We start from the raw sequence: 23,874 nt of genomic DNA, 5'->3' as shown, positions 1-23,874 counted from the left end.
CATGAGTTCCCCCAATCTCGACCTCGGCGTCATCGGCAACGGCAGCTTCGGCGCCCTGATCGACAAACGGGCCAGCGTGGTGTGGAGCTGCCTGCCGGCCTTCGACGGCGACCCGGCGTTCTGCGCCCTGCTCTCCCCGCGCGCGCATCCCGGCGGCGATTTCAGCATCGAGCTGGAAGATTTCGTCGACAGCGACCAGCACTACCTGGCCAACACCGCGATCCTGCGCACCGTGTTGCGCGACGCCCACGGGGGCGCGGTGGAGGTGATCGACTTCGCGCCGCGCTGGCGCAACCACGGCCGCTTCTACCGGCCGGTGAGCATCATCCGCCAGGTGCGGCCGTTGGCCGGCAACCCGCGCATCCGCGTGCGCGCGCGGCCGCTGGCCGACTGGGGCGCGCGCCAGCCGGAGAGCACCTGGGGCAGCAACCACGTGCGCTGGCTGCTGCCGGATTTCACCCTGCGCCTGACCACCGACGTGCCAGTGCGCTTCATCCGGGAAGAACTGCCATTCGTGCTCAACCACCCGGTCAACCTGATGCTGGGCGTGGACGAGTCGCTGACCCGCTCGCTGACCGGCTACATCCAGGAAGCGCAGGAACGCACCGAGGAATACTGGCGCGAGTGGGTGCGCTATCTGTCGGTGCCGCTGGACTGGCAGGAGGCGGTGATCCGCAGCGCGATCACGCTGAAACTGTGCCAGTACGAGGACAGCGGCGCGATCATCGCGGCGATGACCACCTCGATTCCCGAAGCGCCGGACACCCCGCGCAACTGGGACTACCGCTACTGCTGGCTGCGCGATGCCGCCTTCGTGGTGCGCGCGCTGAACCGGCTCGGCGCCACCCGCACCATGGAGCAGTTCCTCGGCTACATCTTCAACATCGCCACCACCGACGGCAGCCTGCAGCCGCTGTACGGCATCGGCTTCGAGGCGGCGCTGGAGGAACACGAGGTCGAGTCGCTGGCCGGCTACCGCGGCATGGGCCCGGTGCGGCGCGGCAACCTGGCCTGGATCCAGAAGCAACACGACGTGTACGGCAGCGTGGTGCTCGCCTCCACCCAGTTGTTCTTCGACCTGCGCCTGAAGGATCCCGGCGACACCCACACGTTCCTGCGCCTGGAACCGCTGGGCGAGCGCGCGTTCGAACTGCACGACGTGCCCGACGCCGGCCTGTGGGAATTCCGCGGCCGCGCCGAGGTGCACACCTACACCAGCGCGATGTGCTGGGCCGCCTGCGACCGCCTGGCCAAGATCGCCGCGCGGCTGGGCCTGGAAGACCGCGTGCTGTACTGGCGCGAGCGCGCCGACCGTATCCACGCGCGCGTACTCAGCGAGGCCTGGAGCGCGGACCTCGGACACTTCACCGACACCTTCAACGGCCACCGGCTGGACGCATCGCTGCTGTTGCTGGCCGACATCGGTTTCATCGCCCCGGACGATCCGCGTTTCATCGCCACCGTCGAGGCGATCGGCCGCGATCTCAAGCATGGCGATGCGCTGTACCGCTACGTGGCGCCGGACGATTTCGGCGAACCGGAGACCAGCTTCACCATCTGCACGTTCTGGTACATCGACGCGCTGGCCGCGATCGGCCGCAAGGAGGAGGCGCGCGAGCTGTTCGAGCGCATCCTCGCCCGGCGCAATCACCTGGGCCTGCTGTCGGAGGATCTGGCCTTCGACAACGGCGAAGCCTGGGGCAATTTCCCGCAGACCTATTCGCATGTCGGCCTGATCATCGCCGCCATGCGCTTGTCGCGCAGTTGGCAGGAGGCATCATGAGCAGATTGGTGGTGGTATCCAACCGTGTGGCCTTGCCCGGCGAGAACCGCGCCGGCGGCCTCGCGGTTGGCTTGCTGGCGGCGCTGAAGGAGCGCGGCGGCGTCTGGTTCGGCTGGAGCGGCAAGACCGTGCGCGGCGACAGCGGCGCGATGCACGAACAGACCCAGGGCGACATCCGCTTCGTCACCATGGACCTCAATCGCGCCGATCTGGACGCGTACTACAACGGCTTCGCCAATCGCACGCTGTGGCCGCTGCTGCACTTCCGCCTGGACCTGGTCGACTACGACCGCGCCACCCGCGAAGGCTACCGCCGGGTCAACGCCATGTTCGCCGACAAGCTCGCGCCGATGCTGCGTGAGGACGACACGGTGTGGATCCACGACTATCACCTGATTCCGCTGGCCTCGCTGCTGCGCGAGCGTGGCATCGGCTGCCGCATCGGCTTCTTCCTGCACGTGCCGTTCCCCTCGGCCGACCTGATCCAGGCGCTGCCGGACCACGCGCGGCTGTTCTCCGGCTTCTACGCCTACGACCTGATCGGCTTCCAGACCCGCCGCGACGTCGACCGCTTCCAGGCCTATGTGCGCCTGTTCGGCGGCGGCAAGGTGATCAAGGACGGCGTGCTGGAAGCGCCGGGCGGGCGCCGGTTCCGCGCGGCCATGTTCCCGATCGGCATCGACACCGAACTGATCGCGCAGCAGGCGCGCGCGGCGATGTCCAAGCCGGCGGTGCGCGATCTGCGCAGCAGCCTGCGCGATCGCCAACTGGCGATCGGCGTGGACCGGCTGGACTACTCCAAGGGCCTGCCGGAACGCTTCCTCGGCTTCGAACGCTACCTGGAACGGCATGCGGACCAGCGCGGCAGCCTCACCTACCTGCAGATCGCGCCGGTCTCGCGCGGCGACGTCACCGAATACAAGCAACTGCGCAACCAGCTCGAGCAGATCGCCGGACACATCAACGGTGGCCATGCCGAGCCGGACTGGACCCCACTGCGCTACGTCAACCGCAACTTCACGCACGCCACGCTCACTGGCTTCTACCGCGCCGCGCAGGTGGGCCTGGTGACGCCGCTGCGCGACGGCATGAACCTGGTGGCCAAGGAATACGTGGCCGCGCAGGACCCGGAGAATCCCGGCGTGCTGGTGCTGTCGCTGCTGGCCGGCGCCGCCGACGAACTGAAGGAGGCGCTGCTGGTCAATCCGCACGACCTGGACGGCGTGGCCGATGCCATCGCCACCGGCGCGTCGCTGCCCAAGCCCAAGCGCATCGAACGTTGGCAGGCGATGATGGATCACCTGCGCAAGCACGACATCAATGCGTGGCGCCAGCGCTATCTGCAGGCGCTGGAGAGCGTGCGCTAGCGGCAGCGCACGCTTCCCGCGACGCGGCGCGCATCGCCTGCGCGTCGCACGATCCGACCTTGCACGCCATGCGGCGCCCGCCATGGCACCGCATGACGCAGTGTTCCGTGCTCCGTCACGGCCCGACCACCTGCGTCGCCTAAAATAGCCATCACGCGCCGCGCCGGTTCCTCTGCTTTGCCAGACCACCGCAGCGCGGCCGCTGCTTCGCGATGCACGCCGCGCTTGCGGCCCCGCTCCCGCCTCTCCCCCCACGATCCGCCTGCACCGCCGCCATTCGCGCCACGCGCAGGGATCCTCGTCGGATGTTTCGCTCATGACCGTTTCTTCCCCACCGAATGCCGGCCGCTGGCTGTTCGCCGGCTATGCCGTCCTCATCGCCGCGATCGGCGTCGCGCTCGCCCTCATGGGCGGGCAACTCGTCGCCGTCGGCGGCTCCTGGTACTACCTGCTCGCCGGCGTGGCGCTGGCTGTGTCCGGCGGGCTGCTCGCGCTCGGCCGTCGCACCGGCCTGTGGCTGTTCGGCGTGACCCTGGCCGCGACCATCGCCTGGGCGCTGGCCGAGGTCGGCCTCGACGGCTGGGCGCTGATCCCACGCCTGGCGATGATCTCGGTGCTCGGCCTGCTGCTGTTGCCATTCTGGAAGGTCGCACGTTGGCGTCTGGCGCCCGTCTCCGGCATCGGCTACCTGCTGGTCGCCGGCGTGCTGCCGGTGCTCGGCGCGGCGCTGGTGTTCGTGCCGCTGCTGTTCCCGCGCACGGTGGAACTGGCCGACCCCAGCCTGGCCGCGCAGCGCCCGCAGGCCGCCTTCAGCCGCGCCACGGTGGACAGCCCCGACGGCAACGTCGCCGGCAACCACGACGCCGGCAACTGGACCGCCTACGCCGGGTCCAACCTGTCCAACCACTACAGCCCGGGTGCGCAGATCACCCCGGACAACGTCAAGGATCTGAAGATCGCCTGGGAATTCCACACCGGCGACCTCAAGCCGGCCGGCTCCAAGCTCGGCTACGCGTTCCAGAACACCCCGCTCAAGGTCGACGACCTGGTCTACATCTGCACGCCCACGCAGAAAGTGATCGCCGTGGAGGCGACCACCGGCAAGGAGCGCTGGCGCTTCGATCCGCACACCGATCCCAAGGCCATGGCCGGCGTCGCCGCCACCACCTGCCGTGTTGTGTCTTACTTCGAGGCCACCACGCCGGTCGCCGAATGCGCCAAGCGCATCTTCTGGCCGATGGTCGACGGCCGCCTGGGCGCGCTCGACGCCCTGACCGGCAAACTGTGCGAGAGCTTCGGCACGCACGGCTATGTCGATCTGAACAAGGACACCGGCAACACCAAGCCCGGCTACGTCGGCCCGACCTCGCCGCCGGTGGTGATGCGCGGCGTGGTGATCCAACCGACCGGCCAGGTCCGCGACGGCCAGGAGCGCGATGCGCCGTCCGGCGTGGTGCGCGCCTTCGACGCGGTCAGCGGGCAACTGCGCTGGGCCTGGGACCTGGGCAACCCGGCGATCGCTGCGGCCCCGCCGGCCGGCCAGACCTACACCCGCTCCACCCCGAACGTGTGGTCGCTGATGGCCGCCGACGACCAGTTGGGCCTGGTCTACCTGCCCACCGGCAACGCCTCCGGCGATTTCTTCGGCAAGCAGCGCACGCCGCAGGAAGAGGAGTACACCGCCTCGCTGGTCGCGCTGGATGCGGCCACCGGCAAGGAACGCTGGCATTTCCGCACGGTCAACCACGACCTGTGGGACTACGACATCGGCCCGCAGCCGAACCTGGTGGATTTCCCGGTGCCCGGCGGCGGCACCCGCCCGGCGGTGATCCAGGCCACCAAGTCCGGCCAGGTGTTCGTGCTCGACCGCGAAACCGGCGCGCCGATCATGCCGGTGGAGCAGAAACCGGTGCCGCAGGGCACCGACCACGGCGACTGGACCGCAAGGACCCAGCCGGTGTCCCCGGGCATGCCCAACACCGTCGGCGCGCCCAGCCACGAGTACGAGACCCTGGTCGAATCCGACGCCTGGGGCATCACCCCGTTCGACCAGTTGGTGTGCCGCATCCAGTTCAAGCGGCTGCGCTACGAAGGCATGTTCACCCCGCCCAGCCTGGGCGGCTCGCTGGCCTTCACCGGCAACCACGGCGGCATCAACTGGGGCGGCGTGTCGGTGGACCTGCAGCGCGGCATCATGGTGATGAACAGCAATCGCCTGCCCTACACCGAACACGTGTACCCGCGGCAGGAAATGCAGTCGCTGGGCGTGGTGTCGGTGTTCAACGGCAAGAGCAGGACACCCGGCTACATGGCCCAGGAAGGCCTGCCCTACGGCGCGCGCAAGGAACCGTGGATGTCGCCGCTGAACACGCCGTGCGTGGCGCCGCCGTGGGGCTACATCTCCGGCGTGGACCTGCGCACCCAGCAGGTGATCTGGCGGCGTCCGCTGGGCACCGGCTACGACCAGGGCCCGATGGGCATCCCGTCGAAGATGAAGTTCGAACTGGGTACGCCCAACAACAGCGGTTCGCTGGCCACCGCCGGCGGCGTGACCTTCATCGGTGCGGCGCTGGACAACTTCCTGCGCGGCTACGACACTCAGACCGGCAAGCTGCTGTGGGAAGTGCGCGTGCCGGCCGGCCCGCAGGCCGCTCCGCTGAGCTACACCGTCGGCGGCAAGCAGTACATCGTCGCCGCCATCGGCGGCCACGACCGCATGGACACCAAGGCCGGCGACAGCGTGATCGCCTGGACCTTGCCGGACACGGCGCCGGCAAAGTAACCGCCCACCGCGCACCACCGGCCGCCTGCGGCCATGGCGGGTGGCCGGCAGCGGCGATGGGCGACCCCGCAGCGGGCGGCGGACTATCCAAGCGCCCGCCACAGGCGCCTCCGCCGCTCACCCTGCTGCGATGCAGCACGCCAGAACATCCCATGCAGACACCCATGGACGTTCAGGCCACGTAAAGTTTCCGACGAACGGCAGGTGCAGGCGATCAAGCCAGCGTGGTGATGCGCCGATACTGGATAAGCCCCCGCGCGACCGCCTCGCCCTCGCGGCGATGCCCGTTGTTTTCCAGCCGGTGCAGACCATGCCCTCGCCATCCGCCGTTTCCCGCTCCACCACAGCCTCATGGCTGCGCTCCCGTTCGACGCTGCTTGCCCTTTTCCATGCGCTGCTCCTGCTGGCGCTGGCCGGCTATGCGCTGCACGTCGGCCGCACGGTCGGTGCAACCGGATCGGCGCTGCCGCGCTTGCTGCCGGCCCTGCTGATCGCCGTGGCGGTGGCCGCGGCGCTGGCCTGGTTCGGCAGGCGCAGCGCACCGCGCGCTCTGGCGCAGGCCACGCAGGCGCTGCAGGCGCTTGGCGAGGGCCGCTTCGCGCAACGGGTGGAGTTGGCCGGCGACGCCGCCGAGGTGGCGCTGCTGCGCGCGCTGCAGCACGCACAACAGGCGCTGGCGGCGCGCCAGGCGCAGACCGAGGCGGAGCTGCAGCATGGCCGCTTCGTGATCCAGGCGCTGGACGATCTCGACACCATGGTGCGCATCGCCGACGACGATGGCCGGGTGCACTTCGCCAACCGCAAACTGCTGCAGATGTTGAAGACCATCGAACCGGACGTGCAGCGCTTCCGTCCGGAATTCCGCGCCGAGCAGTTCGTCGGCGGCAGCATCGGCGACATCTATCCGGACAGCCAGGCGGCGATCGACCGCATGCGCGCACTGACCGGCTCCAAGCGCGTGCGCGCGCCGTTCTTCGGCCGCCAGATCGATTTCGTGTACAGCCCGATCGACGGCGCCGACGGCCGCCGCCTGGGCACCATCGCGCAATGGGACGAGGTGACCGCGCAGGTCAACGCAGAACAAGCGCTGGCCACGGTGATCGAAGCCGCCGCGCACGGCGATTTCAGCCAGCGCATCGAGACCGCGGCGATGGACGGCGTCCTCAAGTCGCTGGCCGAGGGCGTCAACCGCATCGCCGATGGAGTGGAGAGCAACCTGGCGCAACTGGCCGGGGCGCTGGCGGCACTGGCCGAAGGCGACCTCACCCACCGCGTCGACGGCCAGGCGCAGGGCGTGTTCGCGCGGCTGCGCGAGGACACCAACCGCACCGTCGCCAAGCTCACCGAGATCATCGTCGGCATCCAGGACTCGGCCGAAACGATCCGCCGCGCCGCCTCGGAGATCGCCGCGGGCAACACCGACCTGTCCGACCGCACCGAGCAGCAGGCCGCGAGCCTGGAGGAAACCGCCAGCTCGATGGAAGAGTTGACCTCGGCGGTAAAGCAGAATGCCGATAACGCCCAGCAGGCCAACGGCCTGGTGCAGAACACCGGCGAGGTCGCCCGTTCCGGCGGCAAGGTGATGGACGACGTGGTGGCGACGATGCGCGCGATCAGCACGTCTTCGCAGCGCATCGGCGAGATCATCGGGGTGATCGACGGCATCGCCTTCCAGACCAACATCCTGGCGCTCAACGCGGCGGTGGAGGCCGCGCGCGCCGGCGAACAGGGCCGCGGCTTCGCCGTGGTCGCCTCGGAAGTGCGCTCGCTGGCGCAGCGCTCGGCCGATGCGGCCAAGGAGATCAAGGAGCTGATCGAGGCCTCCACACGTACCGTCGGCGAAGGCGCCGAACTGGTCAACCGCGCCGGCGCCACCATGCACGAGATCGTCGGTTCGGTGCAGCGGGTCACCGGCCTGATCGGCGAGATCAGCGCCGCCAGCGGCGAGCAGTCCAGCGGCATCGAACAGGTCAACCGCACCGTGGCGCAACTGGACGAGGTGACCCAGCGCAACGCCGCCCTGGTCGAGGAAGCCACCGCCGCCGCGCGCAGCATGGAGGAACAGGCCGGTGGGCTGGCTGCGGCAGTTGCGGTGTTCCGGATCGACAGCGGCCGTGCCGGCGGCGGCGACGGCAAGGTCGTGCCGTTCGCGCGCGGCGCCGGCTGAGCCGGTCCGCGCGAGGCGCTCAGTCCAGGAAGCGCGCGCGCTGTTGCGGTTCCGGCAGGAAACACTGTGCAGTCGTGCCGAACCAGCGATGGCGGTTGCGCGCCAGCACGCGGTAGCCGGCATCGCGCCAGCGACGCGGCAGCAGGCGCAGCAACGCGACGCTGCGCCACACGCCGCCGAGCCCGGCGATCACCGCAATCGCCGCGTCCGAATCGGTCAAGGCGCCGTGCCGTGTCAGCAGCAGGAACGACAGCGGATCGGCCGGATCCAGGCCATGCTCGCGCAACAGCGCGCTGCCGCGCGGCGACTGCATCGCCGCGAAGCGATAGCGGCCGCGGCGATCGAAGCGCAGCAGGAACCGCACCCAGCGGCTGCACAGCGCGCATACCCCATCGAACACGACGATGGCCGTGTCTTCCGACGCCGCAGGCGCCGCACCCGGTGGCGGCTCAGGCCGGCGCAAGCCAACCCTCGTAGCGGATGAACGGGCCGATCCACGGCAGCGTCACCGCGATCACGAACGCGTAGCAGCCGTCGCGTTGGTCTTCGCGGCAGTGCACGCCGGCCAGCCAGCGTCGCGGCAGCGGCAGCACGCCGAAGGCCCAGGCCCGCGCCGCGCGCCATTCGATGCCCGCGCCATCGACCCGCAAGGCGAATTCGAACACCACCGCGCCCAGGCGCTCGCGCAGCCGGCCGCGGTGCAGCCATAGCCGGGACGGCATGGCATGCGTGCCGAAGCGGCGTTCCCAGCGCTCGCCGCGGGCATCGGCGCGGAACACCACCTCCACCGGCGTCGCCGGCCCGGTGCGCGGCAGCCGCACCAGCCACGCGCACAGCGGCAACAGCGGATGGCGACCGCGCTGCACCATCGCCTGGCCGACATAGCGCGACTGCGACGAGGGCGTGTGCAGTTCGCGCAGCACCGGCGGCAATTGCGCGAACGCCGGTCCCAGCACCTGCGCGAACAGCGGCGGTGTCAGGGCGCGATCCACGCCAGGGTGGCCATGCGTCCGCTGCGACGGTCGCGCCGATAGGAGTAGAAGCGCTGCGCATCGGCGATGGTGCACAGCCCGCCGCCGTGGATCTGCTCCGGCACCATGCCGGCCGCGACCAGGCGCTGCCGCGCCAGCGCGTACAGATCCACCAGCCAATGACCGGGTCGGGTGGCGACGAACGCGGCCGCGGCGGCCGGATCGTGGCGCAGGAACGCCTCGCGCACCTCGACGCCGATCTCGTAGTGCTGCGGTCCGGCCGCCGGCCCCAGCCAGGCCTGCAGTTGCGCCGGCGCCGTGCGCAGCGCGGCGACGGTGGCCTCCAGCACGCCGCCGGCCAGCCCCTGCCAGCCGGCATGCGCGGCGCCGACCTCGCTGCCGTCGCGGGCGGCGAACACCACCGGCAGGCAGTCGGCGGTCAGGATCGCCAGCACCACCCCCGGCTCGGCGGTGACCGCGGCATCGGCGGTCGGCTCGGCGTCAATGCCGGTGCCGTGCGGCGGCCCGTCGAAACGCAGCACCTGCACGCCGTGCACCTGCCGCAGCCAATGCGGCGGCGTCGGCAGCGCCAGCCGCGCGGCCAGTTCGTCGCGGTTGCGCTGCACCGTGGCCGGGTCGTCGCCGTCGGCGGCGCTGCGGTTGCCCAGGTTGAAGCGGTCGAACGGCGGCAGCGAGGCGCCGGCGCCATGGCGCAGCGTGGTCAGGGCATGGACGCGCGGCGGGGCCGGCCAGTCGGCCTGCAAGGCGAAGTCGCTCATCGGCGCCGCCCTCGCCCGACATGGGGCGCCATGCCGCCCGCCTGGCGTCCCAGGCCGCAGCACGAGACGGAGCCACGCGCCACGGCGCGGGAGACCGGCAACCCGGCCATGCTCAGCGCCGCGCCCGCTCGGCGGCCGCCTGCGCATCCACGCGCAGGGCGGCCATCAGTTGCTGCAGGTCGGCGGGCACCGCCGCGGTGGCGCGGACCGGCTCGCCGCTCAGCGGGTGCTTGAACTCCAGGGTCTCGGCATGCAGCGCCTGGCGCTTGAAGCCGCGCAGTTCGGCGATCAGTTCCTCGCTGGCGCCCTTGGGCAGCTTCAGCGGGCCGCCGTACAGCGGGTCGCCGACGATCGGGTGCTTGAGGTGCGCCATGTGCACGCGGATCTGGTGGGTGCGGCCGGTCTCCAGGCGGCATTCCAGGGCCGTGTGGGCGCGGAAGCGCTCGCGCAGCCGGTAGTGGGTGACTGCGTCGCGGCCGTCCTCGCGCACCGCCATGCGCAGGCGGTCGCGCGGGTGGCGGTCGATCGGTGCGTTGGCGGTGCCGCCGGAGACCAGGGCCCCGACCACCACCGCCAGGTACTGCCGGTGCACGTCGCGCGCGGACAGCTGCGCCACCAGCGAGGTATGCGCCTGCAGGGTCCGCGCCACCACCATGGCGCCGCTGGTGTCCTTGTCCAGGCGGTGCACGATGCCGGCGCGCGGCAGCGCCGACAGCCCCGGATCGCGGTACAGCAAGGCATTGACCAGGGTGCCGCTGGGGTTGCCGGCGCCCGGGTGCACCACCAGCCCGGCCGGCTTGTTCAGCACGATGACCTGGTCGTCCTCGTACAGCACCTCCAGCGGGATGTCCTCGGGCAGGGCGTGGGTCTGGGTGTCCAGCACCGCGTGCAGGCTGGCGATCTCGCCGCCGCGCAGCGGATCGCGCGGCCGTGCCGGGGCGCCGTCGAGCAGGGCGTCGCCGGATTTGATCCATTCGGCCAGGCGCGAGCGCGAGTATTCGGGGAACAGTTCGGCCAGCACCGCGTCGAAACGGCGGCCGGCGGCGTGATCGGGGACGCGCGCCTGGCGCGGGCCGTCGCTGACGGCGTCCTCGGGCAGATCCGGGGGGGTATGGGGCATGGCAGGGGCACGGCTTGGGTCGGAAAAGGGGGTCGCGGCGGCCGTAGTCAGTCGCAGGACAGGCCACTAGGCTATCATCGCCCCTTCGTATTCCTGCCCTGCCGCGCCCGAACCCATGATCCGACGCTCCGTCCCGCTGTCCGCGCACGTCCGTTTCATCGCCCTGCTGCTGGTCACGCTGGTCGTGGCGACGGGTTGCCACCGTCAGAAGAAGAACCCCGAAGAAGGCATGCCGGTGGAGCAGCTCTACCAGAAGGCGCACGGGCAGATGGAGACCGGCAACTGGGCCGGTGCCGAGAGCAGCTTCAAGCGGCTGATCGCGCAGTACCCGTACGGCAACTACACCGAGCAGGCGATGATCGAAAGCGCCTACGCCCAGTACAAGGCCGGCAAGCACGACGACGCGGTGTCGACCATCGACCGCTTCATCCGCACCTACCCGACCCAGCGCAACATCGCCTACATGTATTACCTGCGCGGGCTGTCCAACTCCAACCGCGACACGGTGTTCCTGCGCCGGGTGTGGTCGCTGGATCCCAGCCGCCGCGACCTGTCCACCCCGCAGCAGGCCTATGCCGATTTCAACACCGTCGCCGAGCGCTACCCGAACAGCCGCTACGCCGCCGACGCGCGCGCGCGCATGATCGCCCTGCGCAACGTGTTCGCCCAGCACGAGCTGGACAACGCGCTGTACTACCTGCGCCGCGATGCCTGGGTGTCGGCCGCCTCGCGCGCCACCTACCTGCTCGAGACCTACCCGCAGAGCGCCTACCAGAACGACGCGGTGGCGGTGCTGGCCGATGCCTACACCCACCTGGGCAACAAGACCCTGGCCGCCGACGCGCGCCGCGTGCTCGAACTCAACGATCCGCAGCACCCGTGGCTGACCGGCAACTGGCCGAAGTACCCGTGGATGATCCGCAAGCTCAACCCGTTCGCCGGCGAGAAGTCCGCCGCCACCGGACAGTCGAATTCGCAGATGCAGCGCTGATCCACCGCGCCGGCACGATGCACACCGACAGGGGCCGCAAGGCCCCTGTCGCGTTCTGGAGGGCGATCGCTGCGGCCGCCCTGCAAGGCGAGCCGATCCGAACCGGTACACGCCACGAACGCCGCGCCGCAGCGCAACGACGCCGGGCCAGCCTGGCGCTGCGGACTGCGACGCATGCCCCAATCCGGACGATTGTCGGCCAGGCCACTGCGCAGGCTTGCTAGGCTGCCCGCACACCTCCTCCGTGCCGATCCGCTGGGACCATGCCCATGCCCATCCTGCGCCCGCTGCTGTGGTTGTTCGCCGCCGTCCTCGCCACCGCCGCCCTCCAGGCCGCCGCGGCACCGGCCATCGTGTACGGGGTCAATGGCCACGACGGCCGCCAGGCCTACCCGCTCAGCCAGAGCGAGGCGGTGTTCCGCCTGCTCGATCAGCGCAACCTGCGCAGCTACCGGTTCGACGTGGACCCGCGCAACTTCACCGTGCTCGACCGGCTGGTGCAGCTCTCGCGCCAGTACAACATCGCGCTGCGGCCGATGGTGTATCCGATGTCGCGCGAGATCGGCTACGCACTGGCGCGCCGCTATGCCAACGACATCAAGGTCTGGGAGATCGGCAACGAGCAGGACCTGGACCGTGCCGCCGCGCCGGCGCGGATCGCGGCGATGACCACGATGTACCGCGGCATGAAGCAGGCCTCCGACGAACTGGGCGCCGGCCTGCAGTTCACCATCAACATCACCGCCTGCAACAGCGACGATCATTCGGCCACCGCGCGCTGCCCGGGCGACCGCAACGGCTCGCTGTGGTTCCTGGACCAGGCCAAGGCCGCCGGCTTCGACTTCGACCGGATCAGCTTCCACTACTACGCCTTCCACGGCGAGCGCGGCTACTGGATGGACCTGTATCTCGGACAACTGCGCGCCGCCGCGCAGAAATACGGCACCAAGGTCTACGTCAACGAACTCAACTGCGCCGAGATCTACACCGGCACCACCGATGGCGGCCATCCCGGCGATGGCGCCTGCTACGACAGCGTGGCGGAGTTGCTGCAGACGTTGCGCAGCGACTATGCCGACGTGGTCGCCGAGATCAATCTCTACGAACTGCTCGACCAGCCTGACCAGCAGGGCGCGGAAGCGCATTTCGGCCTGATGTACGACCTGGGCCGGCCGAAACCGACGCTGGACCTGCTGACCGACGTCGCGCGCTGAGCCGGCCGCGTCTTCGCACGGCGTGGTCGCCGCCTGCGGCTATGCTGCGGCGATGTTCGAACTGCATCGGGTCACCCGCCGCTACGGCGACATGCTGGCGCTGGACCGGGTCGATCTCTGCATCGCCCCCGGCCGCACCACCGCGTTGATCGGCCCCAGCGGCGCCGGCAAGTCCAGCGTGCTGCGCCTGCTGCTGGGGCTGGAATGGCCGGATGGCGGCGAGGTGCGCTTCCAGGGTGAACCGCTGCGCCGCGCCACCCTGCTGGCGCAGCGCCGGCGCATCGGTTACGTGATCCAGGAAGGCGGGCTGTTCCCGCACCTGACCGCGCGCGACAACGCCGCCCTGCTGGCACGCACGCTGGGCTGGACGCGACCGCGCATCGCCGCGCGCCTGCACGAGCTGGCCGAATTGTGCCGGCTGCCGGAAGCGCTGCTGGCGCGTTACCCGGCCGAGCTGTCCGGCGGCCAGCGCCAACGCGTGGGGCTGATCCGCGCGCTGTTGCTGGATCCGCCGGTCCTGCTGCTGGACGAGCCGCTGGGCGCACTCGACCCGATCGTGCGCCACGAACTGCAGACGCAGATGCGCGAGCTGTTCGCGCTGCTCGGCAAGACCGTGGTGCTGGTGACCCACGACGTCGCCGAGGCCGCCTACCTGGGCGACACCCTGGTGCTGATGCGTGGCGGCCGCGTGCTGCAAGAAGGCAGCGCGCGCCAGTTGCTGGAGGCGCCGGCCGATCCGTTCGTCGGCCAGTTCCTGCAGGCGCAGCGCACCCTGGAGGATGCGCGATGACGTCGCTGGGCGCGCACTTGCGCGCGGTCGCGCTGCTCGCCTTCGGTGCAGTAGCCAGTCTGCTGAGCCTGCCGGCCGCCGCCGCCGACACCAAGGTCGTGGTCGGCTCCAAGAACTTCACCGAAGCGGTGGTGCTGGGCGAGATCGCCGCCGGCGCCGGGCGCCAGGCCGGCGTCGAGGTCGAGCACCGGCGCCAGCTCGGCGGCACCCGCATCCTGTGGCGCGCGCTGGAGCAGGGTTCGATCGACGCCTATGCCGAGTACACCGGCACCCTGGCCGCCGAACTGCTGCACATGCCCGACGCCGACGACGACGCGCTGCGGCAGGCGCTGGCGCAGCGCGGCCTGGCGATGAGCGCGCCGCTGGGCTTCGACAACACCTATGCGTTCGGCATGCGCCGGCAACGCGCGCAGGCGCTGGGCATCGCGCGCCTGTCCGACCTCGCCGCGCATCCGACGCTCAAATTCGGGCTGAGCAACGAATTCGTCTCGCGCGCCGACGGCTGGCCCGGCGTGCGCGATGCCTACGGCCTGCCGCAGGTGCCCACCGGCCTGGACCACGACCTCGCCTACCGCGCGCTGGACAGCGGCGCGATCGACCTCACCGACCTGTACAGCACCGACGCCGAGATCCCCGCGCACGACCTGCTGGTGCTGCAGGACGACAGGCATTACTTCCCGCGCTACGCCGCGGTGTTCCTGTACCGCGCCGACCTGGCGCAGCGCGCGCCGCGCTTCGTGCAGGCGCTGCAGGGACTGGGCGGACGCATCGACGCGGCGACCATGCAGCGGCTCAACGCCGAAGCCAAGCTCGACAAGCGCGCCGAGAGCGCCATCGCCGCACACTGGCTGGGCATCGCCGCGCCGGCCGAGGACGGCCGCCTGCCGCGGCTGCTGCAACGCACCCGCGAGCACCTGGCGCTGGTCGGGCTGTCGCTGGGCCTGGCCCTGCTGGTGGCGCTGCCGCTGGGCATCCTGGCCGCGCATCGACCAAGGCTCGGCCAGGCGGTGCTGGCCCTGACCGGCGTGCTGCAGACGCTGCCGTCGCTGGCGGTGTTCGTGTTCATGATCCCGCTGTTCGGCATCGGCGCCAAACCGGCGATCGCCGCGCTGTTCCTGTACAGCCTGCTGCCGATCGTGCGCAACACGCACGCCGGCATCACCGGCATTGCGCGCGAACTGCGCGAGACCGCCGCCGCGCTGGGCCTGCCGCCGGGCACCCGGCTGTGGCGGATCGAACTGCCGCTGGCGCTGCGCACCATCCTCGCCGGCATCAAGACCGCCGCGGTGATCAATGTCGGCACCGCCACCCTGGGCGCGCTGATCGGCGCCGGCGGCTATGGCCAGCCGATCCTGACCGGCATCCGCCTGGACGACCTCGGCCTGATCCTGGAAGGCGCGGTGCCGGCCGCACTGCTGGCGTTGCTGGTCCAGGGCCTGTTCGAGCTGCTGGAGCGGGTGCTGACGCCGCGCGGGTTGCGCCTGGCGGCGCGGCGCTGAAGCGGGCGCCGCACCGGGGAAATGCGATGCGCGCTGTACGTTCGCGGCGCAGGCGCACACGACACGCATGACACCGACGTGGTGGTCGCGGCTGAAGCCGCTCCTGCGGCATGCGTGCCGCGTCTGTCGTAGGAGCGGCTTCAGCCGCGACGAACGAAGGCATGCATCTCAACACGATCGACGATTCGGATCGGTCGTCGGCCGCTGACAGACCACGTCGCACACGCGTGCCTCAGCCGCGCACCACCGCCACCATCTCGCGCGCCAGGCCGCGCATCGCCTCTGGCGTCAGTTGCAGGTACGGCGCGATCCGCAGCGCGCCGTGCCGATGCGTGCAGATGACCTGCGCGCGCTGCAGCCATGGCAGCAACACCGGCATCGTCGAGGCCGGCGGACGCAGCGCGTACAGATGCGGCGCATGCCCCGACGCGATCCAATCGTCCGCGCCCAGCGCCTGCAGTTCCGCATCGAACGCCGCGCCAAGTTCACCGAGCCGCTGCGCGATGCGTGCCGGCTGCCAGTGCTGCACCTGCTGCAGCGCCGCGTTGGCCATCGCCAGGCGCAGCGGATCGGCCACGCCGCCGGCATCGAAGCGGCGCGCGCCGCTGCGGTAGGGCGGCGGCGCCTCGGCAGGGAATTGCCAATCCGCGCCCGGATCGCGCGCCTGCCAGTGCTGCTCGAACGGGACGCCGTGCGCGCGCCAGTGCGGCGAGGCCCACAGCCATGCCAGCCCCATCGGCCCGAGCAGCCATTTGTGCCCGACCGAGACCACGAAATCCGGCCGCCAGGCGTCCAACCGGACCGTCAGCACCCCCAGGCTCTGGCTCAGGTCCAGCACCAGCATCGCGCCGGCCGCATGCACGCCCGGCGCGATGCGGTCCAGATCCAACAGACCGCCGTCGCGCCAATACGCATTCGGCAATGTCGCCACGCGCACGCGCGGCTGTGCGTCGAGCGTGGCCAGCACCGCATCGGTCCAGTCCTGTCCGGGCGCCCGCCGCACCACCGCCAGGTGCGCACCGCTCTCGGCGCAGCGTTGCTGCCACGCCAGCAGGTTGGACGGGAATTGGCCATCGAGCAGCAGCACAGCATCGCCGGGCGCCAACGGCACCTGCCGCGCCGCGATGGCCAGGCCGTAGGCCGCCGACGGCACCATCGCCACCCCTTCGCTGTCGCCCGAGAACGCGGTGGCGGCGGCCAGCGCACGCAGGTCTTCGATCTGCGCGCGCCAGGCATCGAAGGACAGCGTCCACGGCGCGATCGACTCAGCCAGCGCCGCCTGCCCCGCGGCCAGCGCACGGTGCAGGCGCGGCCCCTTGCTGGCGGTGTCCAGGTAGCGCACCCCGGCCGGCAGGGCGAACGCCTCCGCCGCGGCATCGAGGTCGACCAATTGTCCGGTGGACGCCAGACCGGCTGCGTGGCGCGAGGCGATCGTAGACATGTGCCTAGGGTAACGCCACGGTCTGCGACGCGTGACGGTCCGTTCACGCCCCAGCGCTAAGACTGCGTCGATGCAAGCGATCTCTCCGGCGTCACCGCCCTCGCCCATCACGTCCGCCGCGACGCTGGCCGAGCGCCTGCGCCGCGTGCGCGCCCGCAGCCGTCATCTCGCCGCACCATTGAGCGAAGAAGACGCGATGGTGCAGAGCATGGACGACGCCAGCCCGGCCAAATGGCATCTGGCGCATACCACCTGGTTCTTCGAACGTTTCGTGCTCGGCGCCGATCCGGCGTACCGCGCCCGCGATCCGCAGTGGGACTACCTGTTCAACAGCTACTACCAGAGCATCGGTCCGGCGCATGCGCGGCCGCATCGCAGCCTGCTGTCGCGGCCATCGCTGGCGCAGGTGTTGGACTACCGCGCGGAGATCGAAAGCCGCGTGCTGGCGCAGCTGCAGGCCGGCACGCTGGAGCCGCAGACGCTGCAGATCCTGGAGCTGGGCCTGCAGCACGAGCAGCAACACCAGGAGTTGCTGCTCACCGACATCAAGCACGCGTTCTGGCGCAATCCACTGGGCCCGGCCTATCGCGCCGACCTGGCGACCCAGCACGCGCCCGCGTCCCCGCTGCGCTGGCTGCAGCGTGACGAACAGATCAGCGAGATCGGTGCCGCGCCGTGGCCGGCGCATGGCGACTTCGCCTACGACAACGAATCGCCGCGGCATCGCGTGCTGGTGCCGGCGCATGCGCTGGCCAGCCGCCCGGTGAGCAACGCCGAATATGCCGAGTTCATCGCCGATGGCGGCTATCGCACGGTCGGGCTGTGGCTCAGCGACGGCTGGTCCAAGCGTTGCGCGGAGGACTGGCAACGCCCGCTGTACTGGCATGCCGACGGCGCGCGCGAATTCACCCTCGGCGGCTGGCGCGAACGCGATCCGCATGCACCGGTGTGCCATCTCAGCCTGTTCGAGGCCGATGCGTTCGCGCGCTGGGCCGGCGCACGCCTGCCGACCGAGGCGGAGTGGGAACAGGCCGCCGCCGGCGTCGCCGTCGCCGGCAACTTCGTCGAACGCGATGCGCTGCATCCGCAGTCGACGGCGCCGGCCAGTACTGGCCTGCAGCAGTTGTTCGGCGATGTCTGGGAATGGACCGGCAGTGCCTACCTGCCCTATCCCGGCTTCCGTCCGTGGTCGGGCACGCTGGGCGAATACAACGGCAAGTTCATGAACGCGCAGTGGGTGTTGCGCGGCGGCAGTTGTGCCACGCCGCACGATCACATCCGCGCCAGCTACCGCAATTTCTTCCCCTCCGATGCGCGGTGGCAGTTCGCCGGCGTGCGCCTGGCCAAGGATCCCGCATGAATGCCGCAACCGCCCGTGCCCTCACCGAAGCCGCCCTGACCGACCTGCATCCGCAGCCGGACGACATCACCGCCGATGCGATCGCCGGCCTGTCGTGCAGCCCCAAGCAGCTGCCGTCCAAGTATTTCTACGACGCCGAGGGCTCGCGCCTGTTCGAGGCGATCACCCGCCAGCCCGAGTACTACCTGACCCGCACCGAGCTGGATCTGCTGGAAGCGCGGATGCCCTCGATCGCGCAGGCGGTGGGCACCGGCGCGCACGTGGTGGAACTGGGCAGCGGCAGCGGCCGCAAGACCCAGCTGCTGCTGGACGGCCTGCGCATGCCGGTGGCCTACACGCCCATCGAAATCTCCCGCGACATGCTGATGTCCAGTACCGCGCGGCTGGCCGAGCGCTTCCCGCACATCCAGATGCTGCCGGTGTGCGCCGACTTCACCGCGCCGGTGGCGCTGCCGGCGCCGCAGCGCGGCGCGCGCCGCACCCTGGTGTTCTTCCCCGGCTCGACCCTGGGCAACTTCACTCGCGAGGACGGCATCGCCCTGCTGCGCTCGATGCGCCAGACCATGGGCGCGGACGGCTGCGCGCTGATCGGCATCGATCTGGTCAAGGACACGGCGCTGCTGGAGGCCGCCTACAACGACGCCGCCGGGGTCACCGCCACATTCACGCTGAACCTGCTGCGCCGGCTCAACCGCGAGATCGGCAGCGATTTCGACTTGGTGCAGTTCCGCCATCGCGCGGTGTACTCGGAAACGCGCCAGCGCATCGAAACCTTCCTGGTCAGCCAGCGCGCGCAGCAGGTGACCGTGGCCGGGCGCCGCTTCGATTTCGCCGAGGGCGAAGCGATGCAGGTCGAGTACAGCCACAAGTACACCGACCAGAGTTTCGCGGCGATGGCCGCCGAGGCCGGCCTGCGCGTCAGTCATGGCTGGAATGCGCAGGACGATGCGTTCGGGCTGCGGTTGTTGCAAACGGTCTGAAGGGTGGGGATTTGGGATTGGGGATTGGGGATTCGTAAAAGCGAATACGGCGCGATGCCGTAGCTTCCTGTCAACGACACCCGCGTAACATCTCTCGTAGGAGCGGCTTCAGCCGCGACGGGCTTTACCAGCAAGGCCCGTCGCGGCTGAAGCCGCTCCTACAGATGAGGCAGATGCCAGGTCGAGGACCGCGTCAGGCCTGGTACCCGTTGCTGATCGGATAGCGCCGCTCGCGGCCGAACGCGCGGCGCGACACCTTCGGCCCCGGCGCGGCCTGGTGGCGCTTCCATTCGCTGATGCGCACCAGCCGCACCACGCGATCGACCACCTCGGCGGCATAGCCGGCGGCGACGATTTCGTCGCGCGACTCCTCCTGGTCGACGTAGCGGTAGAGGATGCCGTCGAGCACGTCGTACGGCGGCAGCGAGTCCTGGTCGGTCTGGTTGGCGCGCAGTTCCGCCGAGGGCGGCCGCGCGATCACCGCCGGCGGGATCACCGGCGTACCGCCGACCGTGTTGCGCCACTTCGCCAGGCCGAACACCTCGGTCTTGTACAGGTCCTTCAGCGGCGCGTAGCCGCCGCACATGTCGCCGTAGATGGTGGCGTAGCCCACCGCGTACTCGCTTTTGTTGCCGGTGGTCAGCAGCAGGCCGCCGAACTTGTTGGCCAGCGCCATCAGGATCACGCCGCGGCTGCGCGACTGCAGGTTCTCCTCCGTGACGTCGGGCTCGGTGCCGGCGAACAGCGGGCCGAGCGCGCTCAGCAAGCCCTCGAACGCCGGCTCGATTGCCACCGTCTCCAGCTTCACGCCGAGGACGCGGCATTGATCCGCGGCCAGGTCGTTGGACAGGTCGGCGGTGTAGCGCGATGGCAAGCGAACCGCGGTGACGTTGTCCGCGCCCAGCGCGTCCACCGCCATCGCCAGCACCAGCGCCGAATCGATGCCGCCGGACAGGCCCAGCCAGACCTTGGAAAAGCGGTTCTTGGCGCAGTAGTCCTGCAGCCCGCGCACCACCGCGCGCCAGGCCAGCGCATCCATGCTCTCGTCGCCGTCGTCGGTCCAGCGCAGCGGCGCGAAGCGGCGCGCGGCGGTGTCGTACTCCACCACCAGCCATTGGTCGGTGAAGGCGGCCGCCGCCGGATGCACGGTGCCGTCGCCGTCGGCCACCACCGAGGCGCCGTCGAACACCAGCGCATCCTGGCCGCCGACCACGTTGAGATAGGCCAGCGCCGCACCGCTCTCGCGGCTGCGCTCGGCCAGCAGCGCGTCGCGCTGCGCATGCTTGCCGCGTTCGTAGGGGGAGGCATTGGGCACCAGCACCAGTTCCGCGCCCACTCGCACGGTCGCCGCCAGCGGCTCCGGGAACCACAGGTCCTCGCAGATCACCAGGCCGACCGGAGTGCCCTTGACCTCGAACACGCAGTTCTCGCCGTCCGGGTCCACGTCGAAATAGCGGCGCTCGTCGAACACTGCGTAGTTGGGCAGTTCGCGCTTGCGGTAGGTGCGCTCGATGCGGCCGCCGCGCAGCACGCTGGCGGCGTTGTAGACCACGCTGCCGGCGCTCTGCGGCCAGCCGACCACCGCGACGATGCCACGCACCTGTGCGGCGATGCGCTGCACCGCGCGCTCGCAGTCGGCCAGGAAACCCGGCCGCAGCAGCAGGTCCTCCGGCGGATAGCCACTCACCGCCAGCTCCGGGAACAGCACCACGTCGGCGCCGTACTCGTCGCGCGCCTCCTCGATCAAGGCGATGATCCGGTCGGTGTTCTGGGCCACGGCGCCGACCGGGAAATCGAATTGGGCCATGGCGAGGCGGAGCGAAGAAGACATGGACAACCTTGCAGAAGCGGGAGGGGAAAGCGCGGCGGTCGTGCCGATGCCGGCCACCCACGGCGGTGCCAGCAGCAGCGCAGCCGAGATGCGCACGGCAGCAATGCGCAGTGTAGCGCCGCACCGCGGCCGGCGATCCGGTCGGCCGCACTTCATGCGGTGCCGGCCACCTGACGAATGCACTGTGGGAGGGACTTCGGTCCCATCTGATGCCGAAGCCGGCCGCTGACAGACTCCGCGTCGCGACTGACGTCGCTCCCACAAGGAGCGGCATGCCAAGTGCTGTCGGGGCACCGTCGTAGGGACTTCAGGGCAACTCGAACAGCGTGCTCTTGCCGCGGCTCAGCGGATATCTCGTGCCCCTCGTACGAGCGGCTTCAGCCGCGACGGGTATTCCCGGTAACGCCATCGCGGCTGAAGCCGCTCCTACAGGGACGCGACGCAGCAACGGAAGACGGCATGCTGGCCAAGCGCTGTGGGAGGGACTTCAGTCCCGACTGCATCACTCCCAAGCGCTAACCCGCCACCGCCATGTGCTTCAGCGGACGCCAGCACCGGTCCGTGCACGGCGCCGCCGGCGCCAACGCCGCACCAGCATCACCATTCCCGCGCACAAACTCAGCGCGGCGAGGCCCAGCACCGCCATGCGCACGCCGACGCCATGCTGGAACACCACGTCCTTGCCCGTGCCGTCGAGCGTATAGGCGACCACGTAGTCGCCCATCGTGCCCATGCCCTCGCGCCCGCCGGCCGCGATCACCACGTATTGCTTGCCGCCCACCGCATAGACCGAGGGCGTGGCCTGGCCGCCGGCTGGCAGCTTGGCCTCCCACAGGGTCTTGCCGGTGGCGCTGTCGAGCGCGCGCAGGCGCGCATCGGCCGCCGCGGCAATGAAGGTCAGACCACTGGCCGTGGTCACCGCGCCGCCGAGCAGCGGCGTGCCCACCTCCAGCGGCAGCCACGGCAGCTTCTCTTCCAGGGTGCCGAGCGGGCGCTCCCAGGCGATCTTGCGCGTGCGCAGATCCACCGCCACCAGTCGCCCCCACGGTGGCTTGACGCAGGGAATGCCGCCGGAGGAGCTGAGCATGCCGCGGCGCATGTAGTACGGCGTGCCTTCCATGTCGTTGAACTGCTGGTCCGGATGGCGCGCACGCTCGGCCTTGCTGAACTGCTCGCGCGGGATCAGCGCTACCTGCATCGGCAGGTCCGACACCGGCAGGATCGCCAGCTGCCGCTGCGGATCCACCGCGATCCCGCCCCAGTTCACGCCGCCGGCCCAGCCCGGCAGCGCGATCGTGCCGCGCACACTGGGCGGGGTGAACAGGCCTTCCGAGCGCAGCCCGGCGATCAGCGCAGCGCATTCGCGGCGCGCGCCCGGCGTCGCCCCCCAGGCATCGGCGGCGGTCAGCGGTGTATGCCGTGCCAGCCGCAACCCCGGCTCGGGCATCGGCTGGGTCGGCGAGGTGCGCTCGCCCGGCACGTCGGAGGCCGGCACCGGCACCTCGCTGATCGGGAACAGCGGCGTGCCGTCGCGGCGATCGAAGGCGAACAGGAAGCCGGTCTTGGTCGCCTGCAGCACCGCCGCGCGCGGCCCCTGCGCGGTCTGCACCGTGGTCAGCACCGGCTGCGAGGCCTGGTCGTAGTCCCACAGATCGTGGTGCACCAGTTGCTGCGCCCACACCCGGCGCCCGCTGTGCAGGTCCAGGGCCACCAGCGAGTCGGCGTCGCGGTTGTCGCCCAGGCGCTCGCCACCGTAGTAGTCGGGGCTGGCCGAGCCGGTCGGCACGTAGACCAGACCCAGCGCCGGATCCACCGACAGCGGCGCCCACGCATTGCCGCCGCCGACCGTGGCCGCCTGCTCCGGCTGCCAGCCGGCCGCAGCCGCCTTGGCCGGATCGCGCGGCACCGGATCCCAGCGCCACAGCTCGCGACCGCTGCGCGCGTCGTAGCCACGGACCACGCCCTGCTCCAGCGCATGCCCGCGGTTGTCGCCGATCGAGCTGCCGACCACCAGCACGTCGCCGGCCACCACCGGTGGCGAGGTCACCGCATAGTTGGCCCAGGCATCGCTGGCGTTGTCGTGCACGTCGATGCCGGCATGCAGGTCGATCGTGCCGTCCTCGCCGAACCCGGCGCAGGGCTTGCCGTCGGCGGCATCCAGCGCGATCAGCCGCGCATCCAGGGTGCCATACACGATGCGCTCGCGGCACGCGCCCGCCGTCGCCTGGGTATCGCGCCAGAAACTCACCCCGCGCGAGGCCGGGTCGCTGTAGTGCTTGTTGCGCGCGACCTTGGCATCGAACGACCACAGTTCGCGGCCGCTGGTCGCATCCAGGGCGAAGGCGATGCCGGTCCCGGTGGTGAGGTACATGCGCCCACCCAGCACCAGCGGATTGGCCTCGAAGCGGCGCCGTTCCGGATCGGGCAGGCCCGCGCCGAGTTCGCCGGTGCGGAACGACCAGGCGATGCGCAGCCGGCCGATGTTGTCCGGGGTGATCTGGGTCAGCGGCGAATACTGCCCGCCGCCGGGCGCGCCGGCATAACTGGCCCAGTCGCCTGGCGCCGCCGCGCAGAGGCCACCGATACCCATCGCCATGCCCGCCCCGCATACCGCTGCCCGCCATCGCCTGATCACGCATCCGCTCCTGTCGCTGTCGAAGAAAGTGGCGCCAGTGTCGGAGTCGTGCCGGGCCCTGTCAGCGCAGCAGGGACGGCAACCCCAGGCCTGGGGACCAATGGCGGGTCGGCAGGGACGAGTGGCGACCCCGGGGATGGCGCAAACGCTTGATTGCGCAGGGG

At 70.6% G+C, this 23,874-nt stretch carries 17 protein-coding genes; 10 read left to right on the top strand and 7 right to left on the bottom strand.

Features of this window, described 5'->3' with window-relative positions; genetic code table 11:
- The first annotated feature begins 1 nt into the window (after position 1).
- The 4 genes from AC1G9L_RS06565 (at position 2) to AC1G9L_RS06550 (ending at position 8,099) form a co-directional block, all read left to right on the top strand.
- Complete coding sequence (locus AC1G9L_RS06565; protein WP_019802025.1) at positions 2 to 1,783, top strand: glycoside hydrolase family 15 protein; 1,782 nt, start codon at positions 2 to 4, stop codon at positions 1,781 to 1,783.
- Positions 1,780 to 3,150 (top strand): alpha,alpha-trehalose-phosphate synthase (UDP-forming), encoded by a 1,371-nt coding sequence (gene otsA / locus AC1G9L_RS06560; protein WP_019802024.1) that lies wholly within the window; start codon positions 1,780 to 1,782, stop codon positions 3,148 to 3,150. The genes AC1G9L_RS06565 and otsA overlap by 4 nt, the downstream gene beginning before the upstream one ends.
- A 352-nt stretch (positions 3,151 to 3,502) precedes the next feature.
- Positions 3,503 to 5,932 carry a membrane-bound PQQ-dependent dehydrogenase, glucose/quinate/shikimate family gene (locus tag AC1G9L_RS06555; protein WP_481071036.1) on the top strand — a complete coding sequence of 810 codons (2,430 nt, stop codon included), beginning with the start codon at positions 3,503 to 3,505 and terminating at the stop codon, positions 5,930 to 5,932.
- Between the two features lie 280 nt (positions 5,933 to 6,212).
- Positions 6,213 to 8,099 (top strand): methyl-accepting chemotaxis protein, encoded by a 1,887-nt coding sequence (locus tag AC1G9L_RS06550; RefSeq protein WP_481070526.1) that lies wholly within the window; start codon positions 6,213 to 6,215, stop codon positions 8,097 to 8,099.
- A gap of 19 nt (positions 8,100 to 8,118) precedes the next feature.
- Here AC1G9L_RS06550 and AC1G9L_RS06545 read toward each other — a convergent pair whose 3' ends face one another.
- From AC1G9L_RS06545 to rluD, 4 genes are all read right to left on the bottom strand, one after another.
- Positions 8,119 to 8,562 carry a thiol-disulfide oxidoreductase DCC family protein gene (locus AC1G9L_RS06545; protein WP_029562305.1) on the bottom strand — a complete coding sequence of 148 codons (444 nt, stop codon included), beginning with the start codon at positions 8,560 to 8,562 and terminating at the stop codon, positions 8,119 to 8,121.
- Positions 8,549 to 9,091 carry a DUF4166 domain-containing protein gene (locus tag AC1G9L_RS06540; protein ID WP_481070524.1) on the bottom strand — a complete coding sequence of 181 codons (543 nt, stop codon included), beginning with the start codon at positions 9,089 to 9,091 and terminating at the stop codon, positions 8,549 to 8,551. The genes AC1G9L_RS06545 and AC1G9L_RS06540 overlap by 14 nt, the downstream gene beginning before the upstream one ends.
- Positions 9,076 to 9,849 (bottom strand): peptidoglycan editing factor PgeF, encoded by a 774-nt coding sequence (gene pgeF, locus AC1G9L_RS06535; RefSeq protein ID WP_481070523.1) that lies wholly within the window; start codon positions 9,847 to 9,849, stop codon positions 9,076 to 9,078. Before pgeF ends, AC1G9L_RS06540 begins: the two co-directional genes overlap by 16 nt.
- Positions 9,850 to 9,961: 112 nt before the next feature.
- Positions 9,962 to 10,969, bottom strand: coding sequence for a 23S rRNA pseudouridine(1911/1915/1917) synthase RluD (rluD, locus tag AC1G9L_RS06530; RefSeq protein ID WP_481070522.1), 1,008 nt, complete (start codon positions 10,967 to 10,969; stop codon positions 9,962 to 9,964).
- A 115-nt stretch (positions 10,970 to 11,084) separates the two neighbouring features.
- Between rluD and AC1G9L_RS06525 the strand changes: the two genes are divergently transcribed.
- From AC1G9L_RS06525 to AC1G9L_RS06510, 4 genes are all read left to right on the top strand, one after another.
- Positions 11,085 to 11,960, top strand: a complete 876-nt coding sequence (locus tag AC1G9L_RS06525) for an outer membrane protein assembly factor BamD (protein WP_010344377.1) — start codon at positions 11,085 to 11,087, stop codon at positions 11,958 to 11,960.
- Positions 11,961 to 12,229: 269 nt separating this feature from the next.
- Positions 12,230 to 13,174 (top strand): hypothetical protein, encoded by a 945-nt coding sequence (locus AC1G9L_RS06520; protein WP_019802494.1) that lies wholly within the window; start codon positions 12,230 to 12,232, stop codon positions 13,172 to 13,174.
- Between the two features lie 52 nt (positions 13,175 to 13,226).
- On the top strand, positions 13,227 to 13,964 hold the full coding sequence (locus AC1G9L_RS06515) for an ATP-binding cassette domain-containing protein (protein WP_481070521.1): 738 nt from the start codon (positions 13,227 to 13,229) through the stop codon (positions 13,962 to 13,964).
- Entirely contained in the window at positions 13,961 to 15,463 is a 1,503-nt protein-coding gene (locus AC1G9L_RS06510; protein ID WP_481070520.1) for an ABC transporter permease/substrate-binding protein, read from the top strand. The genes AC1G9L_RS06515 and AC1G9L_RS06510 overlap by 4 nt, the downstream gene beginning before the upstream one ends.
- A 232-nt stretch (positions 15,464 to 15,695) precedes the next feature.
- On the opposite strand, the gene AC1G9L_RS06505 is transcribed toward AC1G9L_RS06510, so the two are convergent.
- Positions 15,696 to 16,904: an aminotransferase class V-fold PLP-dependent enzyme gene (locus AC1G9L_RS06505; RefSeq protein WP_481070519.1), complete on the bottom strand. Its 1,209-nt coding sequence runs from the start codon at positions 16,902 to 16,904 to the stop codon at positions 15,696 to 15,698.
- Between the two features lie 70 nt (positions 16,905 to 16,974).
- Between AC1G9L_RS06505 and egtB the strand changes: the two genes are divergently transcribed.
- Positions 16,975 to 18,264, top strand: coding sequence for an ergothioneine biosynthesis protein EgtB (egtB, locus tag AC1G9L_RS06500; RefSeq protein ID WP_481070518.1), 1,290 nt, complete (start codon positions 16,975 to 16,977; stop codon positions 18,262 to 18,264).
- The gene (egtD, locus tag AC1G9L_RS06495) at positions 18,261 to 19,244 is read left to right on the top strand and encodes an L-histidine N(alpha)-methyltransferase (RefSeq protein ID WP_019800693.1); all 984 of its coding nucleotides are present in this window, start codon (positions 18,261 to 18,263) and stop codon (positions 19,242 to 19,244) included. Before egtB ends, egtD begins: the two co-directional genes overlap by 4 nt.
- A gap of 193 nt (positions 19,245 to 19,437) precedes the next feature.
- On the opposite strand, the gene AC1G9L_RS06490 is transcribed toward egtD, so the two are convergent.
- Together AC1G9L_RS06490 and AC1G9L_RS06485 are read right to left on the bottom strand one after the other, a co-directional pair.
- Positions 19,438 to 21,075: an NAD+ synthase gene (locus AC1G9L_RS06490; RefSeq protein ID WP_481070517.1), complete on the bottom strand. Its 1,638-nt coding sequence runs from the start codon at positions 21,073 to 21,075 to the stop codon at positions 19,438 to 19,440.
- Positions 21,076 to 21,613: 538 nt separating this feature from the next.
- Entirely contained in the window at positions 21,614 to 23,671 is a 2,058-nt protein-coding gene (locus AC1G9L_RS06485; RefSeq protein ID WP_481070516.1) for a pyrroloquinoline quinone-dependent dehydrogenase, read from the bottom strand.
- Positions 23,672 to 23,874 lie beyond the last annotated feature (203 nt).

Source organism: Xanthomonas sp. NCPPB 1132 (assembly GCF_056629235.1).
This window is presented reverse-complemented; position numbering and strand designations above follow the sequence as displayed.

What these genes read in the sequence shown, in the direction of transcription:
- AC1G9L_RS06515 (WP_481070521.1), top strand. Translation starts at nt 13,227, where the DNA reads ATGTTCGAACTGCATCGGGTCACCCGCCGCTACGGCGACATGCTGGCG.
- AC1G9L_RS06505 (WP_481070519.1), bottom strand. Translation starts at nt 16,904, where the DNA reads ATGTCTACGATCGCCTCGCGCCACGCAGCCGGTCTGGCGTCCACCGGA.
- pgeF (WP_481070523.1), bottom strand. Translation starts at nt 9,849, where the DNA reads ATGAGCGACTTCGCCTTGCAGGCCGACTGGCCGGCCCCGCCGCGCGTC.
- AC1G9L_RS06550 (WP_481070526.1), top strand. Translation starts at nt 6,213, where the DNA reads ATGCCCGTTGTTTTCCAGCCGGTGCAGACCATGCCCTCGCCATCCGCC.
- AC1G9L_RS06565 (WP_019802025.1), top strand. Translation starts at nt 2, where the DNA reads ATGAGTTCCCCCAATCTCGACCTCGGCGTCATCGGCAACGGCAGCTTC.
- otsA (WP_019802024.1), top strand. Translation starts at nt 1,780, where the DNA reads ATGAGCAGATTGGTGGTGGTATCCAACCGTGTGGCCTTGCCCGGCGAG.
- AC1G9L_RS06485 (WP_481070516.1), bottom strand. Translation starts at nt 23,671, where the DNA reads ATGGCGATGGGTATCGGTGGCCTCTGCGCGGCGGCGCCAGGCGACTGG.
- rluD (WP_481070522.1), bottom strand. Translation starts at nt 10,969, where the DNA reads ATGCCCCATACCCCCCCGGATCTGCCCGAGGACGCCGTCAGCGACGGC.
- AC1G9L_RS06510 (WP_481070520.1), top strand. Translation starts at nt 13,961, where the DNA reads ATGACGTCGCTGGGCGCGCACTTGCGCGCGGTCGCGCTGCTCGCCTTC.
- AC1G9L_RS06490 (WP_481070517.1), bottom strand. Translation starts at nt 21,075, where the DNA reads ATGTCTTCTTCGCTCCGCCTCGCCATGGCCCAATTCGATTTCCCGGTC.
- egtD (WP_019800693.1), top strand. Translation starts at nt 18,261, where the DNA reads ATGAATGCCGCAACCGCCCGTGCCCTCACCGAAGCCGCCCTGACCGAC.
- AC1G9L_RS06520 (WP_019802494.1), top strand. Translation starts at nt 12,230, where the DNA reads ATGCCCATCCTGCGCCCGCTGCTGTGGTTGTTCGCCGCCGTCCTCGCC.
- AC1G9L_RS06525 (WP_010344377.1), top strand. Translation starts at nt 11,085, where the DNA reads ATGATCCGACGCTCCGTCCCGCTGTCCGCGCACGTCCGTTTCATCGCC.
- egtB (WP_481070518.1), top strand. Translation starts at nt 16,975, where the DNA reads ATGCAAGCGATCTCTCCGGCGTCACCGCCCTCGCCCATCACGTCCGCC.